This window comes from Qipengyuania sp. BR81-2, from assembly GCF_055693895.1.
Map to the genome: position 1 here is coordinate 774,126 of NZ_CM146344.1, position 16,588 is coordinate 790,713.

Below are 16,588 nucleotides of genomic sequence, written 5' to 3' on the forward strand. Positions count from 1 at the left end.
ATGCGATTCCGTCCTGCGAAAGTCCGATCCATCGCGAGTGCCTCGCCAAACCGGGTGTCGAGAAGCGCCGCGTCGCGATTGCCACCTCCATGTTTTCGGGCAAGGAAGTCGCCACACGCCGGACCGGAGTACCGCCTTGACGCACCGCCTCGCCAATGGAAACTTCGAGCTCGCCTTCGACGAGGCGGTCGGCGGATCGCTTGGCGCGGCAACATGGCGCGGGCTCGACATTCTTCATACGAGGCCCGGAAATTCGGTACTCGACGCCGGCTGCTTCCCGCTCGTGCCTTTCTCTAATCGCATCGCGGGTTCGCGCTTTTCCTTTGGCGGTCGCGAAATCGCGCTGGAACCGAACCACCCCGGCGACCCGGCGAGCCCCGTGATCCACGGCTTCGGCTGGCTGTCCGAGTGGACGGTCGAGCAGCTGGCAGAGACGAGAGCGACGCTGGGCTTCCGGTACGAGGGCGGCGCATGGCCATGGTCCTTCGAGGCCCGTCAGGACATTTCCGTACACGGGAACGGCTTCGAGCTGGAACTTGCGCTGCGCAACCGTGGCGAAGACCCGATGCCTGCGGGGCTTGGTTTCCATCCCTATTTCCCGCGCAACGGCAAGACGATCTTCAAATCCCTGCACAAGGGCGAATGGAAGACCGATGACGCGATGATTCCGAAAGGGATCGAGGAGCATCTCGCTCCGGTCGACTGGTGGGCGGGCAAACCGGTCGCGACGCGCAATGTCGACACTGTCTACACTGGCCGCGAGGGCCCGCTGCTTGTCGAATGGCCCGATCGCGAGATCGGCCTGAAGATCGAACCCTCGCCGGACCTCGCCTTTACCACAGTCTATGTGCCCGAAGGCGAAGACTATTTCTGCGTCGAGCCGGTCAGCCACATGACCGATGCCTTCAACCGCCATGACCACGACACCGGCGCGCGCGTCCTTGCCGCAGGCGAGGAATGGAGCGTAGCGATGCGCCTGGAAGTCTACGCGCTCTAGGTGACCCTCAGGAGCCGGTCGCCGAATTCCGCCTCGATGGTCACGACATTGCCCGGTGGGGTCACCACCACGACCGATCCGCCAAAACCTGCGCCCGTCATCCGCGCTCCGCCTTCCTTGCCGACGATCTCCTGCAGACGGTCCACCAACTGGTCCACGACTGGGTGGGACACTTCGAACAGATCGCGCAGTGAAGCGTGCCCCTCGCGCAGGACCTGCCCGAAGGCGGCAAGGTCGCCTTGCTCGAGCGCATTGGAAGCCCGGCGAACGCGGGCGATTTCGTTCACCACATGGCTCGCCCTTCGAGCCTCAAGTTCGGTGAGGTCGGCAGCGGCAATATCGCTCATCGTCGCATCGCGCAGGCTCGCCACCCCTAGCGCCGCGGCGGCTGCCTCGCACTGCGCGCGGCGCGCATTGTATTCACCGTCGACGAGACCGCGCGTTACGCCCGAATTGACTACCAGCACCGCCCAGTCATCGGGCATCGCGACTTGCCGGTAGGCGAGATCGCGGCAGTCGAGCTCCATCGCATGGCCGGGCTCGCCAGCGGCGACGGCCATCTGGTCCATTATCCCGCAGGCGACCCCGGCAAACTCGTGCTCGGTCTTCTGCGCCTTCATCGCAAGGACCGTCGGATCGGTCGAGCCACCAGTCGCGGCATCGAATGCGCGGCCGAGCGCAATGCACAGGGAAGCCGAGGATGAGAGGCCGCTGCCGCGCGGCAGGTCGCCGGTGATCAGCAGGCGCATGGCCGGATGCGGCGTGTCCCACTGGGCCGCCATGCCGCGCACATAGGACGTCCAGCCGACCTGCTCCGGTTTCGAAAGCGCATCGGCAGGGAATCTGTCTGTTTTGGCGAGATCGGCAGCGTGGACTTCTATGTCCGTCCCCTCGCCCATCGACCATGCGATCGCAGTGCCCGCCTTCACCGGCATCGGCAGGACGAGCCCCTCGTTATAGTCGACGTGTTCGCCGATCAGGTTCACGCGGCCGGGCGCAAAGACCACACCCCGCGCCTCGCAGCCGAAATGCGCCGCGAACTTTTCGCGCGCGGTCTCGGTCAAATCCTGCGTCATCGGACGAGCTCCCTCAGGCGGCTTGCTGCAGCCTCGGGCGTAAGGTCGCGCTGCGTTTCGGCGAGCAGTTCGAAGCCTACCATGTGCTTGCGGATCTCGGCAGAGCGCACCAGCGGCGGATAGAAATGCGCGTGCAGCAGCCAGTGCGCTGTATCATCGCCCAGCCCATGCGGCGCGCCGTGCCAACCCATCGAATAGGGGAAATCAGTCTCGAACAGCGCGTCGTAGGCGCCGAGCAACTGTTCCAGAATCCGGGCAAGCCCTTCGCGAAACGTCTCCGAAAGATTTTCCAGCCGCGCGACCTGCGTGCGCGGGAGCACGAGCGTTTCGAAGGGCCAGGCAGCCCAATAGGGCACGACCACCAGCCATTCCTCGTTCTCGACGACGATGCGCTCGCGCGCCTCGAGTTCGGCCTCGATCACTGCGGCGAGCAGATTGCCCCCCTCTCCCTCGAGGTGGCGGCGTTGCTGGACATCCTCGTGTTCCACGATCGTCGGCACGAAATCGCCCGCCCAGACCTGCCCGTGCGGATGCGGCGAGGAGGCGCCCATCATCGCGCCCTTGTTCTCGAAAATCTCGACATGTGCCCAGCGCGCACCGAGCGCGGCGGATTGCTCGCACCATGTTTCGACCACCTGCCTGCGTCCGGCATCGTCCATGCGCGCAAGCGTCGAGGAATGGTCCGGGGAATAACAGATCACCCTCGCCTCACCCCTCGCCGGCTCGGCGCGCAGCAAGCCCTCGTGACGTTCGCCCGCCTCTTCGGTGAGCAGCGCCGGAAAGTCATTCGGGAAGATATGCGTGCCTACGTATTCTGGGTTTGCCACGCCGCCAATGCGCTCGTTACGCGGGCAGAGATAACAGTCGGGATCATGGCTCACCCGATCCGTTTGCGCGGGCGGTTTGCGCTCGCCCTGCCAGGGCCGCTTCATCCTCTGCGGGCTGACGAGCACCCACTCGCCGGTCAGCCGGTTCAGCCTGCGGTGCGGAAGGTCGTCGCTCATGCCGCCTCCATGTGGAATATTGCCGCAGTCTCTGCCGCCAGCGCGGGAAGCGGCAATCCGGCATTCGCCAGCCAGCTTCCCGTATAGCGCTGGGGCGCGGTCCGCATGGACTTGATCGCCGCCGCGTCGCGCGCGGCGAGAACGTGCGGGTGACCTGCTTTCTCGAGCAGGCGGACCTTCCAGTCACGACCTTCGGCAAACGGCAGGAGCAAGGGCGCATCGCGCCGGTCGGGTGTCGGCGACCGACGCACCACCCAGAGCAGGAACGAGTTTCCGTCACCCTGTGCTTGCCAGCTGAGGCCGTTCGGAGCTTCGCCGAGATGTACCGCCCCCGCGTGGATCAAGTGCCGCCATTGCTTGTAGAAGCCGATCCAGTGCGCCAGCCGCTTGCGCTCACCCTCCTCCAGCGCTTCGGGATCGAGCTCGACACCAAGGTGGCCCTGGCATGCGATGGCCGCGCGGAAGTCGAGCGACTGGCTGCGGCCGGTCGCGTGGCTCGGGCTGGCTCCGATATGCGCGCCCATCAACTCGGGCGGCATGAAGGCGAGGAAGCCGCGCTGCATCCCGACGCGCGAGAGCGCATCGATGTTGTCGCTGGTCCAGAAACGGTGCGTATGGCGCGCGATGCCTGCATCGATCCGGCCGCCACCCGCCGCGCAGCTCTCGATCTCGACCCCGGGATGCGCTTCGCGAAGCCGGGCGAGCAACGCGTAGGTGCCGTGAGTCTGGGCCGCGCCACCCGAGGTGGTGTGCGGGCGGTTGTGGTCCCACTTGAGATAGGAAATCGGCACGTCAGACAGCAACGTGTCCAAGCGCCAGAAGAGGTAGTCGCGCACATCCTTGCGGCGCATGTCGAGCACCAGCTGATTGCGCGCAAGCGGCCCTGCCCCCTTCGCAGGACCCAGCGCCCAGTCGGGATGCGCACGGTAGAGGTCGCTGTCCGGGCTGACCATTTCCGGTTCGACCCAGAGGCCGAACTCCATTCCCAGGTCGCGAACCTTGCCGGCCAGAGGCACGAGGCCATGCGGATACTTTTCGGGGTCTATGATCCAGTCGCCAAGCCCCGCGCGGTCGTTGTTGCGGTTCGCGAACCAGCCGTCGTCGAGCACGAAGCGCTCGGCACCAACCTCGGAGGCGGCCTTTGCGAGCCGTTCGATCCGCGCCTCGTCATGGCTGAAGTAAACGGCTTCCCAGCTGTTGAGATGCACCGGCCGCGCCTTCATGGCGCCACCAGGCCAATTCATCATTTCGCGCACCATAGAGCGCTGCCGCGCCGAGGCCCCGTTCCGGCCCGAGGTGCTGATGGTGAGGAGCAGTTCGGGTGCAGAATAGGCCTCGCCCGGCTCTAGCCTCTGCTCCCCGCCTCGTAATAGCGCCTCGGCCAGCAATACGGCGAAGCCTTCGTCCGTCTGCTCGATGGCAAGCCGGCTGTCGCCCGACCACGCCAGTTGCGCCGAGACCACCAGTCCGGAGTGCCATTCCGCAGAACCGCAAAGCACTTCGACCGACGGCGGCCCGCCATGGCCGGTCATGCCCTGCCGGACGACTCGCTCCCAGCCATGCGCGGGCATCGCCTCGCGGCATTCGGCGAACTCCCCGCGTGCCGCCCTTTGCGTGAGATGACTGTATGCGCAGACGGCGGAAGCGGGACCAGCCCGCTCGCCAGGCGCTCGATAGCGATTGCGGCCTTGCCCGAATTGGAAACCGCGGCGCGAACGAGCAGCCCGCCGTCGCCGGAGCGCCGGAAGGAAAGTGACAGGACGAGACCGGACTCCGCGTCTTCCTGACGGATGACCAGCTCTTCTGCGGAGGTCTCGATTTCCGATTTTTCGAACGCGAGTGCAATCGCATTCCCTGCTTCGTCGCGTACTTCCAGCGCTTCCGGTCCGAACCAGCCACCTCCCGCAATTGGCGCTGCCTGCATCGCAGGTTCGCCCTCGACCGAGAAGGTAGTCGCTCCGCGCAGTTTCTCCATCGGCGGCAGGTCGCCCGGTTCGACGCGGGCACCAAGATACCGCCAGGCTCCAGTCCCGCCGGCCTGTCGCTCGAAAACGCAACTCCATTCCTCGCCATGGAGGGCATGGAGATCGGCGGTCTCGCTCACGCGGCAGCGCCTTCCTCGCGGGCCCCGCGGAATAGTTCGAACCCGATCCATTCGGCCCTTCGCCCAAGCGCAAGGCGATTGAAAGCAAGCGAGGCGGCGACCGAGGTGAACAGCGTCACCACCATGAAGTCGATGTAATGAATTCCAACAAGCGCCTCGAACGCCTCGTTGAAGGTGAATAGCGCGTAGAGGCCGATGCCCCAGACCACGCCCGCAATCGCCGAGCGTGCCGCGACACCCCGGAACAGCAGGCCGACGATGAAGGCCGAGAGGATCGGCATGGAGGACAGTCCGTTCAGCTGCTGGAGCAGGTTGATGATGCTTTCCGCATTCATGAACACCGGCACCATCACGATGGCGAGGACGGTGGCTAAGACGCTTATCGCCGCGCCCAGTTTCCAGTGGTTCTTCACCTCGCCGATGAACTGTTCGTGGAAGTCGACCGCATAAAGCGCAACGGTGGAGTTGAGCACGGCGCTGAAGGTGGTGATCACGGCAGCAGCAACCATCGCGGCGAAAGCGCCCGACAGCCACGTCGGCAGGACTTCGGCGACGAGCCGCCCGTAGGCCGCATCACCCACGTCGCCGAACAGCTTGTAGGCGACCACGCCCGGGATCACGACGATCGGCGGCACCACAAGGATGCGGATCGCGGCGGCGGCGAAGACCCCCTTCTGCGCTTCTTTCACAGTCGGCGCGGCCATCGCCTTCTGGGTGATGTTCTGGTTGGTCGACCAGTAGAAGATCTGGATGAAGGCCATGCCGGTGAAAAGCGTGTGGAAAGGGATCGGGCTGTCGGCCGCCCCGACCATGCTCAGCCGCTCTGCCGGAACGCCGGTGACGATGTCGAAATCGACCGCGGCGAGCGCGAGGAACACGATCAGCAGGGCGAGCGCGAGGATGCCGATGCCCGAAAAGGTATCCATCACCGCGACAGCGCGAAGGCCGCCGAAGACCGTATAGGCGGCCCCGATCAGCGCGAGGCCGAGCGAGAACCAGATCAGCGGGATCTGCGCGCCGAACAGCGACTGGAGGAACAGTCCGCCCGAATAGAGCGCTGCCGGAAGGTAGATCAGCAGGTTGCCCGCAATGAAGATCGCTGAGATCAGCGTGCGGATCGAGCGACCGTCATAACGCCGCTCGAGCAGCTCGGTGACGGTGGTGCAATTGTAGCGATAGTAGAGCGGCACGAAGACGAAAGCGAGCGTCATCAGGCCGACGAAACCAGCGATTTCCCACCATGCGAGCAGCAGCATCTGGTTTCCGTTCATGCCCACCAGCTGGTCGGTCGAAAGGTTGGTCAGCGTGATCGCGCCGGCGACGAAGACCCAGCTCAGCCCCTTGCCGGCAAGGAAGACATCCTGCTCTGACCCGTCGTGCTTCGCGCTCCTCACCTTCCACCAGGTGAGCAGGCCGACCAGCGCGGTCAGGCCGACAAACACCGCCAGCTGCGTCGCATTTCCGAATTGCGCCGTGTCGCCGAACACATTCGCTCTCCCTAAATCCCGCTGGCATCCATCGCAGAAACGGGGATAGACGCAAGCGCATGGACCTTGGTGTTTGCTATTATCCCGAACATTGGCCCGAAGAACGCTGGGCCGTCGACGCGGCACTCATGCGCGAGACCGGCCTCACGCGCGTGCGCATCGGCGAGTTCGCCTGGAGTCGGATCGAACCCGAGCCGGGCCGCTTCGACTGGGACTGGCTCGACCGCGCGGTGGAGACGCTGCACGCAGCAGGGCTGGGCATCATCATGGGCACGCCAACTGCTACGCCTCCCAAGTGGCTGGTCGATCGTATGCCCGACATGATCGCGCTCGACCGCGAAGGGAAACCCCGCGGCTTCGGCTCGCGCAGGCACTACTGCTTCAGCCACGAAGGCTATCGCGAGGAAGCGGCGCGCATCACGCGCGCGGCCGCCGAGCGCTATGGCGAGCATCCCGGAGTGGTGAGCTGGCAGACCGACAATGAATATGGCTGCCACGACACGGTGCAGAGCTTCTCCCCTGCCGCGCGCGACGCTTTCCGCAAGTGGCTGGAGAAGCGCTACGGATCGATCGACGCGCTCAACGAGGCGTGGGGCAATGTCTTCTGGAGCATGGAATATCGCTCGTTTGACGAGATCGAGCTACCCAACCTGACCGTGACCGAGGCCAATCCGGCGCATTGGCTCGCATTCCGGCGGTTCTCTTCCGACCAGGTCGTCTCGTTCAACCGCGCGCAGGTCGACATCCTGCGCGAATGCTCGCCCGGTAGGGACATCACCCACAATGCGATGGGCTTCTACACCGGCTACGACCATCACGACCTTGCCGCCGATCTCGACGTGCTCGGCTGGGACAGCTACCCGCTCGGCTTCCTCGAGATGTTCCGTTTTACGGAAGAGGAGAAGCGCGAATACGCGCGGCAGGGCCATCCCGACATCGCCGCATTCCACCACGACCTGTATCGCGGCTGCGCGAAGGGAGGTCGATGGTCGGTGCTCGAACAGCAGCCCGGTCCCGTTAACTGGGCGCGCCACAACCCTGCCCCGGTGCCAGGCATGGTCCGGCTCTGGACGCTCGAGGCCTTCGCGCATGGGGCGGAACTGGTCAGCTATTTCCGCTGGCGCCAGTTTCCCAAGGCGCAGGAGCAGATGCATGCGGGCCTCTTGAGGACCGATGGCGAACCGGCGCCCGCGCTCGGAGAGGCGCGCGAAGCAGCGAAAGACCTCGCGCAAATCGGCAATGTCGGCGAGGCGCACAAGCAGGCGGCGATCATATTCTCCTACAATGCCGAGTGGATGACGCAGATCCAGCCGCAGGGCGAAGGCCGCTCGGCGCTATGGGCAGCCTTTGCAACCTACAGCGCTCTCCGGCGGCTCGGCCTCGATGTGGACATCCTCCCGCCGTCTGCCGTTCTGGAGGGATATTCGCTGGTCGTCGTGCCCTGCCTCCCGATCGTTCCCGAGAAACTGGCGCGCAGCCTCGAGAGCTTCGGAGGCCAGATCGTCATCGGCCCGCGCACAGGAAGCCGAACCGCAGATTTCGCGATTCCCGACAACCTCCCGCCCGGCAGGCTCGAAACGCTCGCCGGCGGCAGGATCACGCTCAGTGAAAGCCTGTCGCCCCGCATCTCGATCGAAGGTGACAATTGGACTGCCGGAGGTTGGCTGGACCACTACGAAGGCTCGGCAACTCCGGAGTTCGTCGCCGCGGAAGGGACCACGTGCTGCTGGCAGCACGGCAATGTCCGGTTGCTCGCGGTCTGGCCCGAAGGCAGCTTGCTAGGCGAGGTTATCCTGCGTGCCGCCCGCGATGCGGGGTTGCCGCACGAGCCGCTCGCAAAGGGCAAGCGCCATCGCAGGCGCGGCCATACGCTGTTCGAATTCGATTATCTGGATGGAACGGTGAACTGGCGCGAAACCGCCAGATAGGACCGGACCGTCGGAGCGGGGGCAAAGTGGCGGAGCAGGAGGGATTCGAACCCTCGATACGGGGTTACCGTATACACACTTTCCAGGCGTGCGCCTTCGACCACTCGGCCACTGCTCCGCATTCCTGTTTGCGCTACCTCTTCGCCGTCTGAGCGCGAAGAGACCTGGATTGACCACCCCGGCCTCAAGTAGCGCCGAGCGCGGTAGGCCAAACAAGAACGCGGGCCTCTAGCGAGGTTCGGATTTGGGCGCAAGCGGACTCCCGCGCTCAAGCGGCGCGAAGCGCGTCAGCGCCGGATCAGTGCGTGAGGCAGGTCCGCATGCGGTAGCGGCCGTTCTCGAAATTGCCGAAATACTGGTGCACGTCGGGATGCGAGACGGGGCCTGCCAGCGAATCGCGGATCAGGTTCTGCTGGCTGACGTAGGCGACGTAATCGCTCTCGTCGCTCTCTGCGAGTAGGTGGTAGAAGGGCTGGTTGCGGTCCGGCCGGATCTCTTCCGGAATCGACTGGTACCATTCATCGCTGTTCGCGAAGACCGGATCGATGTCGAAGATCACACCGCGAAAATCGAATGCGCGGTGGCGTACGACGTCGCCGATGGCGAAACGGGTGCGGATGCGGCAAGGCGCCTCGATCGTGCGGCCTGCCGTTGCGGAGAAAAACGATGCCCTGTCCATGAGTAGGCAGAATATGGTGCGCTGCGGCAAATAGACAAGGGTCCGGCACGATCGATCCCCCGTTTTCGCGCTCAAAGGGGGTTGGCAAGGCAGCCACGCAAGGCTAATGGGCGCGCTCGCTTCGACCCGGGCCCCGGCCCATTCAAGCGCACCCGACATGCGGAGAGGTGGCAGAGTGGTCGAATGCGCTGCACTCGAAATGCAGTATACGGGCAACCGTATCGAGGGTTCGAATCCCTCCCTCTCCGCCACGGATGCCCTCGCTTCACCGCCTTTTCACGCCGCTTTCGCGCTCCGGTTCAATCCGGCGGTGCAGATCGCCCTTTTGCCGGTTGACACCGGCCGAGGCAGTGCCAAGCCTCTCGCCCGGAGATAGGGGCTGCGCATTCTTGGTCTTGCTGACATTCCGGGCCTCGATAGGTTGAGGCGATTGCAGAGACGCCTGGGGGTGGATTCGTACCATCTCGTGCCAGGGCTTCTGGCTGCGCTATTGGCCACGATCCTGCACTTCTCGGGCTTCTTCCAGTCGATCGATGGTAGCGTCTTCGACAGGCTCTCGGTCCGCGGGACGGCCGAGGCACCTGCGGTCACGCTGATCAGGCTCGAAGAAGGCGGAAGTGCAGATGCGCTGGTGCAAGCCAGCCTTGCGCTCGGCGCCGAGCGTGTCGTTTTCCTCTCCGATCCGGGCTCCGACCTCGACCGCCTCGCTCCTGAAGAACGCGAACGCACGGTGGTCGGCTTTTCCGCACCGCGCCTGTCCGGAAGCCTGCCATCCGAACTGCTTGCAGCCGCACGTCGCGACGATGGCGAACTCGTGCGCGCACCGATTGCCCGCCCGGTCGCCGAATATGGGATCCATCGCTCGCAAAGTGCCTGGATCGAAAGCGAAGACGGCGAGGTTGCCCTGATCGAGGCGGTAGCCGCAGGCGGTGAGCCGAGCGCGCGCGAATACTACGTCCCCATGCCGCGCTCGCTCTCCTTCGCGCAGCTTTCGTCCGACCAGCTGGTCAGCGCCGAATTCGTCGAAGGCGACCTTGAAGGCATGACGGTTATCGTCGCGCGTCCGGAAGAGCTTTCCGGCAACCTGCTGGCGACGCCCATCAGCCCCAATCTTGCAGCAGTGTCTCGAGCACAGTTTGCCGCCTACGCCGTGCAGGCACTGGCGACCGGACGCGAGGCGACCAAGTCGGGCAATCTGGCCGCAGTCATGCTCATCCTGTTTGCCGCGATGCTCAGCGCGCTTGCCGCGATCCTGCTGAGGAAACGGCATGTCTCGGCCGCGATTGCACTCTCGTTATGCGTTTTTGCAGGGATTGCAGGCTGGATCTTGCTCGAGGCGGCGGGTGTCATCCTTCCTTTCGGCGGCATCTGGACCGCAGTGGCGCTGGCATGGATCGGGACGATCATGTTCCTCGAACGCCGCAAGGACAGCAAGCTGGAAAGCTCCGTAGTCGGCGCGATCGAGCAGACCGTCTCTCACACGGCCTTTTCGAACCGGGACAACCTTCCCGCGCTACTCGTCGCAACAGCTGAGATGGTGGGCATCGAGCGCATGTTGCTGGTGCGGCCTGCCGATCCCCTCTCGCCCAATCCGCCGGCCACCTTCAACGCCGAGGTCTCGGATTTCGCTGGCGACGTGCAGGCCGAGCTTTCACGCGTCTCCGCGCAACTGGCCGAGGGAAGATCGCTGCCGGTGCGCGGCCTGCTCCCCGACTGGCCCGGACAGGTCCGTCTGCGTGCGATCGGATATGAGGACAAGCCGCTCTATTGGCTCTACACTTTCGGTGACAGCCCCGATGCCGAGCTCGGCGAATACATTGCCGCGAGCCTCGCCCAGAGCTTCGTGACGATGCAGAAATCGCACGCGAGCCTTTCCGCCCAGCAGCGCGGGCGCCGTGCGGTGGACCCGGTCGATTTCCGCGTCGTCAGCGCGATCGGACTGATCTCGCGCAACAGCCGCCAGCTGCGCAAGGCGATCGACCAGCTCAATTCTTCGGTCATGGCATTCGACGTGGTCGGCTTCCCTCTGCATGCCAGCCCGCAGATGGTCGATTTGCTGGAAGCATCCGGCATCAACCCGCAAACCGCGCTGCTTTCCGAAATCATCGAAAACCTCACCGAACTGACCAAGGGACAGGTCGAGGCGCTGCTGCGCGATATCCTTCGCGAAGGCGGAGAGGCCTCGGCCCCGATGCGGCAGATCGCAGGTGTCAGCGCAACGCTCAGAGTATCGTGCCCCGACCCGGCGCAGGCGACGCACGAAAACATCGTCGTGCTCGAAGCCTTCGATACATCGGACCTTGCACGGCTTTCCGACCTGCGCGGTGCGATCACGGATTTCATCGACGTGCAGATGCGCAACGATCTCGAGACGATCGCGCTTGCCGCGGCGCTGGCGAAGAAAGCCGCCGGCGACAAGAAGCGCGGCGAACGCATGATCGAAAGGATCGTGGCCGCATCGCAGGCCGCGACCGACCGGCTCAACACGATGAACGACCTCGCGCGCAAACAGCCCGCAACGCGCGACGACATGCCCCACCCCATACAGTTGAAGCCGATTGCCGAGAACGTTGGGGAAAGGCTCGCCGAATTCGCGGGTCGCTACGATGTACAACTGGATTTCGAATTGCCGGCAGTCTCCGGCTATTCGGTCGGCGACCCGGTGATCCTGGCGCGGATGTTCGAGGCGCTTCTGAGGCTGGTTATCACCGACAGCCCGCAGCACAGCACGGTGACTTTTTCGCTTGCCGAAGACGAGACACGCTCGGCCATCGATATCCGCGGCGGCTTCGGCATGGATCGCGAGCGGCTTGGCCAGGCGATCGCGAACCCGCCGCGCCACGACATTCCCGAGTTCCTGATCGTGAGCGAGAGCGCGCGCACCCTGTCCAGTTGGGGCGGCGAATTCGCTTACGATAGTGAAACCGGCAAGGGGTATACCTTCCAGCTTAGCTTGAGGCGGATTGCATGACGGCCAAGGCCATCCTGATAGTCGACGACGATGAACTGCGCTGCGAACTGCTGGCGGAACTGCTGCAGGACGAAGGCTACGCCGTGCGGATCGCAAACGACGGTGTCGACGGGCTCGACGAGCTGGAGCGCGAGGTGGCCGATCTGGTGCTGCTCGACATCATCATGCCGCGCATGGACGGCATCCGTTTCCTGCAGGTCCTGCCCCAGCGGATCGACAACCCGCCTCCTGTGATAGTGATTTCCGGATCGATGGATTCGGTGGGCGGCAAGACGCTTGAAGAGATGAATGTCGCAGGGACCGTCCGCAAGCCGGTCGATCCGGCGACCTTGATCGAGACCATCGAGACGGCGCTTTCGCAAGGCGCAATTCTGGGCGACTGACCGGACAGGCACGGGCGCGATGACGATCCCCATATTCCCCGAAGGTGGGCTTGCCAGCTCGGTGATCACCACCGTCTGGGTGGGCGTGTTCGTCGTCTGCTTCTTCAACCTGCGCTTCGGCTGGGTCCTCTCGGGCCTCGTCGTTCCCGGCTACCTCGTCCCGCTCGTAATCCTCAAGCCGCTCGCGGCGGGCGTAATCATTATCGAGGCCGTAATCACCTATCTGATCGTCTACGCCTTCTCGGAAAAGCTGGGCCGGGGGCGATGGCACAGCGTCTTCGGGCGCGACCGCTTCGTTGCGCTGGTCATCGCGAGTATCGCGGTGCGCCTCACGATGGACGGATGGCTGCTGCCGCTCCTTGCCGACTGGCTCGGCGACCGTGTCGGGCAATTCGACTGGCGCAACAACCTCCAGAGTCTCGGCCTCGTGATTGTCTCGCTGCTCGCGAACCAGTTCTGGAAACCGGGCCTTGTGCGCGGTCTGTTCGCGGCACTGGTGACCACCGGGATCGCCTATGTCATCGTCCGCTTCGGCCTGATGGAGTTCACGAACTTCCGGATCAGCGGGATTTCCTACCTCTACGAGGGGCTTGCCAGCTCGATCCTCGCCAGCCCCAAGGCCTATATCATCCTGACCATCACCGCGATGCTCGCGAGCCGGATGAACCTGAGATACGGGTGGGATTTCTCGGGCGTCCTGATCCCCGCGCTGATCGCTCTCCAGTGGTACCAGCCGAGCAAGATCCTCACCTCGTTCCTCGAGGCCGGCGTGATCTATGCCGTCGCCAGCCTGGTGCTGCGCACGCCGATCTTCGCAAACACGACGATCGAAGGTGCACGCAAGATCCTGCTCTTCTTCAACATCGCCTTCATCTACAAGCTGCTGCTGGGCTATGCGGTCGTGGCCTTCTCGATCGACATCAAGATGACCGACCTGTTCGGTTTCGGATACCTCCTGTCCACGCTCATCGCGATCAAGGCGCACGACAAGACCATCTTCCCGCGCCTCCTGCGCTCGACCCTGCAGGTCTCGCTGGTCGGCGCGGCGCTGGGCAATATTGCTGGTTTCGCGCTTTCGGCTGCGGTGCCCGGCGTGGCGCGCGGCTTCAGCGAACTGACGAGCCCTACGGCGGAGAGGCGCGGGCGCTACGCTGCCCTCGCGCTGGCTGCCGCAACGGGCGATGCGCATTTGCGCGATATCCGCGGCACGGGCGCGGAGCTTGCAGCCGGCGATGCGGGCGAACTCGGCCGGTTGATCACGCTGGTCGAAGCCAATGCCGGATCCCCGTTCCTGCGCGAAACCTACGAAGCCGCCGGCTGGAACATGCGCGCTTTGAGCGGTGACCGCCTACTGATCCAGAGGGCAGACGGTTTCGGGCGCGACGCGCTCGTCTTTTATAGCATGGCCGAGAACGACATTTCCGTGATCGTGCCCGATCCGGCCGCCGCGCCGGGTCTCGCCATGGCGGCGCTCGAACTGCGCGAGCAGCAGGATGCGCGCTGGGTTGTGATCGGTTCGCCGCTCGGCCCGACCGGACGCGCCGAGCGCAGCCTCGTGTCGGCATTCGCCAATGCCAGCTCGACAAGGCCCGTGGTGCTCATTTCCGGCGAGGGAGCCGACGGCCCGGGACAGCTGGCCCTCGCCGGACGCGCCGCTGCCGCGCTAGACCTGATAGCCCTCCGCACGGCCCTGCCCGGTATCGAGGTAGATTTCGATGCGCCGCCAGCGCGCTATGCGGAGCTTGTCGCAAGCGACGCGGTGACGCTGGCGCTGCGCCCGGCAGGCGTGAATGCCCTGCTCGCGTCCGAGCAGCCGCAGATCGGCGCTCCGGCGGCGTGCACCGTCGAACCGGTCACCGCCGAGGAGGACATACTTCTCGTCGAACTCGCATATCTGCGTTTCGAAGTGTTCGACCCTCTGCTCGCCGCGCTCGACCGGGGAGAGCGCCCAGACCTAGCCATCGCCAATGCCGACCTGCTCGATTTCAAACTCGAACGCTGCGCGATGGAAAGCACGACCGCGTGGAAGCTCGCCGCCGCCGACGGAAGCAGCGGGACCTTCTTTATCGCGGAGGATGCAGGCAACGATTTCGTCCTCCAGGCCAATGCAGGCCAGTCGACGACGGTCACCATAGGCAGGTCGCTGCTGGCGAGGTCCGGCGCTGCAGCACTTCTTGTTGCGCCCGATGTCGGCAGCACGTCGGACAGCCAGCGCAGCAGCTTCGGAGTCGCCACCGAGGCGCTGTTGCGCGCTTCCGATAGCGGAACCGGAGCAAGGCTCGCCCAGCTGCGCGAGGCACGTGGCAAGGATGCCCGGATGCCGGACGGCGCATCGCTCGTGATCGCGCCGGATGTGTTCTCCGGAGATGGCTCGTCGGCCGAGCCCTTCGTGGTCCTTGCCCGCGCTGCCGGGCTTACGCCTGCCGTTTCGGACCGCTCGCGCCGCCTGTCGGCATTCGAGGCCGGGCGCAATCGCAGCCTCCGCGTGCTCGACCTCGTCGAAGGCGGCCGATATGCCATCTTCTGGACGCCGGACCCGTCAGTGGAGACGGAACGGTGACGCTCAGCCTCACCCAGATCGGACGGATCGTTATCGCCATCCTGCTGCTCCTTGCAGCAGGCCTCTTCGTGGCGTCGAACGACCGGCTGAGCGCAGGCGCGGCGAGCCTGCTCGGCGGCGGCGGGGTCAACCGGGTCGACGATGCGCGCCGCACGATGGTCTACCGGCTCGATTCCGAACGCGAAACGGTGTTCACATTCACCGGAGAACGCCAGCAGGTCAGGCTCCTTTCTTCGGTCGGGATCGCGGCGGATGCGCCCACCGATACCGAAGGTTGGATCTACGGTTTTCGTATCTCCTTCCTTTCGGGCACCGGAAATACCCTCGGCGAATACGACATCTATTCTCAGGCAATGCTTCCCGAGATGATGGAGGAAGGTGGTCCGCTGCGATTCCTGCGCACGTCGGACGAGAGGATCAGCACACCTGACGAGACCTTCATTGAGGCTCCTGCCGGAACAGCCCGGACATCGATCGTCGCGCTCGATGCGGATGAGGGCGTGACCGGTATCGACGTCCGTGTGTACGAACGTCAGCCGCTCACCGATGCGGGCGCGATGGTCGCATTCCTGCGGCGTAGTCCCGGAGAGCAGCGACAGCTCACGAGCGGATCGGCATTTCCGCCCGACACGCTCGGCGAGAACGAGATGCGGACAGTTGCCCGCAAGAGCTGGCGCCCGATCGGTCCGGGCGGCATTGCCGGAGAAGCCTACGATCTCGTGGTGATCTACGAGGTCGATCCCGAGGATGAAGAGCCACAGGAAGAAGTCGGAGCGGAGGCGCCGGTCGCGCCATGACGGTGATAACGCGCCCTCGTGTCCTGCTCGCAAGCATCATGATCATTTCCGCCGCCCTTGCCGCCCTCTATTTCGAGCCGCTCTCTCGGGCGATCGGCATTGCCGACCCCGATGCGGTCGCCATGCACGAAGCACGCATCGAGTTCGCCCGCGCGATCGAGGCTCCGCGCTCGGAAGACTGGCACGATCTGTTGCGCGGCCAGGGCCTCGAGCCGTCAGTCATCGACGACCCGATCCCCGCAACTCGCATCGAGGAAATGGACGAGGATTGCGTGGGTCGCGGGTCCTACCTGCTCTCGCATAGCGAAGGTGCCCGTCCGATCCTCATGTCCGCTCCCCATCGCGGCTATGATCGGTACACAGGCACGCTCGCGCTACAGCTAGTCGGCGAAGGGGGCTCGCCGCAGGAGCCTGGAACTCGGCGCCGCGGAAGGCGCGCAAGGCGTGCCGAAATGCAGCAGATCTCGCGCGCAGCCCACTCAACCACTTCACTGCCTTCTCGCTCGCCTTTTCGGACAGCTATCCTGCCGGTCGTATCGTCCAGCTCCACGGTTTCGACCGCAGCGTGCGCCAGTCGCAGGCGGGCGCCGAGGCCGACGTAA

Annotated in this window: 13 protein-coding genes and 2 tRNA genes; 8 read left to right on the forward strand and 7 right to left on the reverse strand. The window is 64.8% G+C overall.

Annotation, left to right across the window (positions count from 1 at the left end):
* Positions 1-136: 136 nt before the first annotated feature.
* On the forward strand, positions 137-997 hold the full coding sequence (locus ACZ1G8_RS03795; protein ID WP_472680465.1) for an aldose 1-epimerase: 861 nt from the start codon (positions 137-139) through the stop codon (positions 995-997).
* Here ACZ1G8_RS03795 and galK read toward each other — a convergent pair.
* Genes galK through ACZ1G8_RS03820 form a run of 5 tightly spaced genes read right to left on the reverse strand, consistent with a single transcriptional unit; the run spans position 994 to position 6,668 of the window.
* Positions 994-2,073 carry a galactokinase gene (gene galK, locus ACZ1G8_RS03800; RefSeq protein WP_472680466.1) on the reverse strand — a complete coding sequence of 360 codons (1,080 nt, stop codon included), beginning with the start codon at positions 2,071-2,073 and terminating at the stop codon, positions 994-996. The genes ACZ1G8_RS03795 and galK overlap by 4 nt on opposite strands.
* Positions 2,070-3,077, reverse strand: coding sequence for a UDP-glucose--hexose-1-phosphate uridylyltransferase (locus ACZ1G8_RS03805; protein WP_472680467.1), 1,008 nt, complete (start codon positions 3,075-3,077; stop codon positions 2,070-2,072). Before ACZ1G8_RS03805 ends, galK begins: the two co-directional genes overlap by 4 nt.
* On the reverse strand, positions 3,074-4,648 hold the full coding sequence (locus ACZ1G8_RS03810) for an alpha-galactosidase (RefSeq protein WP_472680468.1): 1,575 nt from the start codon (positions 4,646-4,648) through the stop codon (positions 3,074-3,076). The genes ACZ1G8_RS03805 and ACZ1G8_RS03810 overlap by 4 nt, the downstream gene beginning before the upstream one ends.
* On the reverse strand, positions 4,606-5,181 hold the full coding sequence (locus ACZ1G8_RS03815; protein WP_472680469.1) for a glycoside hydrolase family 36 N-terminal domain-containing protein: 576 nt from the start codon (positions 5,179-5,181) through the stop codon (positions 4,606-4,608). Before ACZ1G8_RS03815 ends, ACZ1G8_RS03810 begins: the two co-directional genes overlap by 43 nt.
* Entirely contained in the window at positions 5,178-6,668 is a 1,491-nt protein-coding gene (locus ACZ1G8_RS03820; RefSeq protein ID WP_472680470.1) for a sodium:solute symporter family transporter, read from the reverse strand. Before ACZ1G8_RS03820 ends, ACZ1G8_RS03815 begins: the two co-directional genes overlap by 4 nt.
* Before the next feature lie 59 nt (positions 6,669-6,727).
* Between ACZ1G8_RS03820 and ACZ1G8_RS03825 the strand changes: the two genes are divergently transcribed.
* The gene (locus tag ACZ1G8_RS03825) at positions 6,728-8,596 is read left to right on the forward strand and encodes a beta-galactosidase (protein ID WP_472680471.1); all 1,869 of its coding nucleotides are present in this window, start codon (positions 6,728-6,730) and stop codon (positions 8,594-8,596) included.
* 27 nt (positions 8,597-8,623) lie between these two features.
* Here the strand turns inward: ACZ1G8_RS03825 and ACZ1G8_RS03830 are convergent.
* Together ACZ1G8_RS03830 and hspQ are read right to left on the reverse strand one after the other, a co-directional pair.
* Positions 8,624-8,714, reverse strand: a tRNA-Ser gene (locus tag ACZ1G8_RS03830).
* 180 nt (positions 8,715-8,894) lie between these two features.
* A complete protein-coding gene (gene hspQ / locus ACZ1G8_RS03835; protein ID WP_222443035.1) occupies positions 8,895-9,275 on the reverse strand; it encodes a heat shock protein HspQ in 381 nt (126 codons plus the stop codon).
* Between the two features lie 161 nt (positions 9,276-9,436).
* Here hspQ and ACZ1G8_RS03840 point away from each other — a divergent pair.
* The 6 genes from ACZ1G8_RS03840 to ACZ1G8_RS03865 all read left to right on the forward strand — a co-directional run bounded on the left by ACZ1G8_RS03840 (position 9,437) and on the right by ACZ1G8_RS03865 (position 16,588).
* A tRNA-Ser gene (locus ACZ1G8_RS03840) sits at positions 9,437-9,526 on the forward strand.
* A 215-nt stretch (positions 9,527-9,741) separates the two neighbouring features.
* Complete coding sequence (locus ACZ1G8_RS03845) at positions 9,742-12,246, forward strand: ATP-binding protein (protein WP_472680472.1); 2,505 nt, start codon at positions 9,742-9,744, stop codon at positions 12,244-12,246.
* On the forward strand, positions 12,243-12,629 hold the full coding sequence (locus ACZ1G8_RS03850) for a response regulator (protein ID WP_472680473.1): 387 nt from the start codon (positions 12,243-12,245) through the stop codon (positions 12,627-12,629). Before ACZ1G8_RS03845 ends, ACZ1G8_RS03850 begins: the two co-directional genes overlap by 4 nt.
* Before the next feature lie 19 nt (positions 12,630-12,648).
* Positions 12,649-15,189, forward strand: coding sequence for a poly-gamma-glutamate biosynthesis protein PgsC/CapC (locus tag ACZ1G8_RS03855; protein WP_472680474.1), 2,541 nt, complete (start codon positions 12,649-12,651; stop codon positions 15,187-15,189).
* Positions 15,186-15,986 (forward strand): hypothetical protein, encoded by an 801-nt coding sequence (locus ACZ1G8_RS03860; protein ID WP_472680475.1) that lies wholly within the window; start codon positions 15,186-15,188, stop codon positions 15,984-15,986. The genes ACZ1G8_RS03855 and ACZ1G8_RS03860 overlap by 4 nt, the downstream gene beginning before the upstream one ends.
* Positions 15,983-16,588, forward strand: a complete 606-nt coding sequence (locus ACZ1G8_RS03865) for a hypothetical protein (RefSeq protein WP_472680476.1) — start codon at positions 15,983-15,985, stop codon at positions 16,586-16,588. The genes ACZ1G8_RS03860 and ACZ1G8_RS03865 overlap by 4 nt, the downstream gene beginning before the upstream one ends.

Bases quoted from the DNA above. Each gene is read 5' to 3' on its own strand.
- galK (WP_472680466.1), bottom strand. From the start codon at position 2,073: ATGACGCAGGATTTGACCGAGACCGCGCGCGAAAAGTTCGCGGCGCAT.
- ACZ1G8_RS03855 (WP_472680474.1), top strand. From the start codon at position 12,649: ATGACGATCCCCATATTCCCCGAAGGTGGGCTTGCCAGCTCGGTGATC.
- hspQ (WP_222443035.1), bottom strand. From the start codon at position 9,275: ATGGACAGGGCATCGTTTTTCTCCGCAACGGCAGGCCGCACGATCGAG.
- ACZ1G8_RS03850 (WP_472680473.1), top strand. From the start codon at position 12,243: ATGACGGCCAAGGCCATCCTGATAGTCGACGACGATGAACTGCGCTGC.
- ACZ1G8_RS03825 (WP_472680471.1), top strand. From the start codon at position 6,728: ATGGACCTTGGTGTTTGCTATTATCCCGAACATTGGCCCGAAGAACGC.
- ACZ1G8_RS03865 (WP_472680476.1), top strand. From the start codon at position 15,983: ATGACGGTGATAACGCGCCCTCGTGTCCTGCTCGCAAGCATCATGATC.
- ACZ1G8_RS03805 (WP_472680467.1), bottom strand. From the start codon at position 3,077: ATGAGCGACGACCTTCCGCACCGCAGGCTGAACCGGCTGACCGGCGAG.
- ACZ1G8_RS03810 (WP_472680468.1), bottom strand. From the start codon at position 4,648: ATGCCCGCGCATGGCTGGGAGCGAGTCGTCCGGCAGGGCATGACCGGC.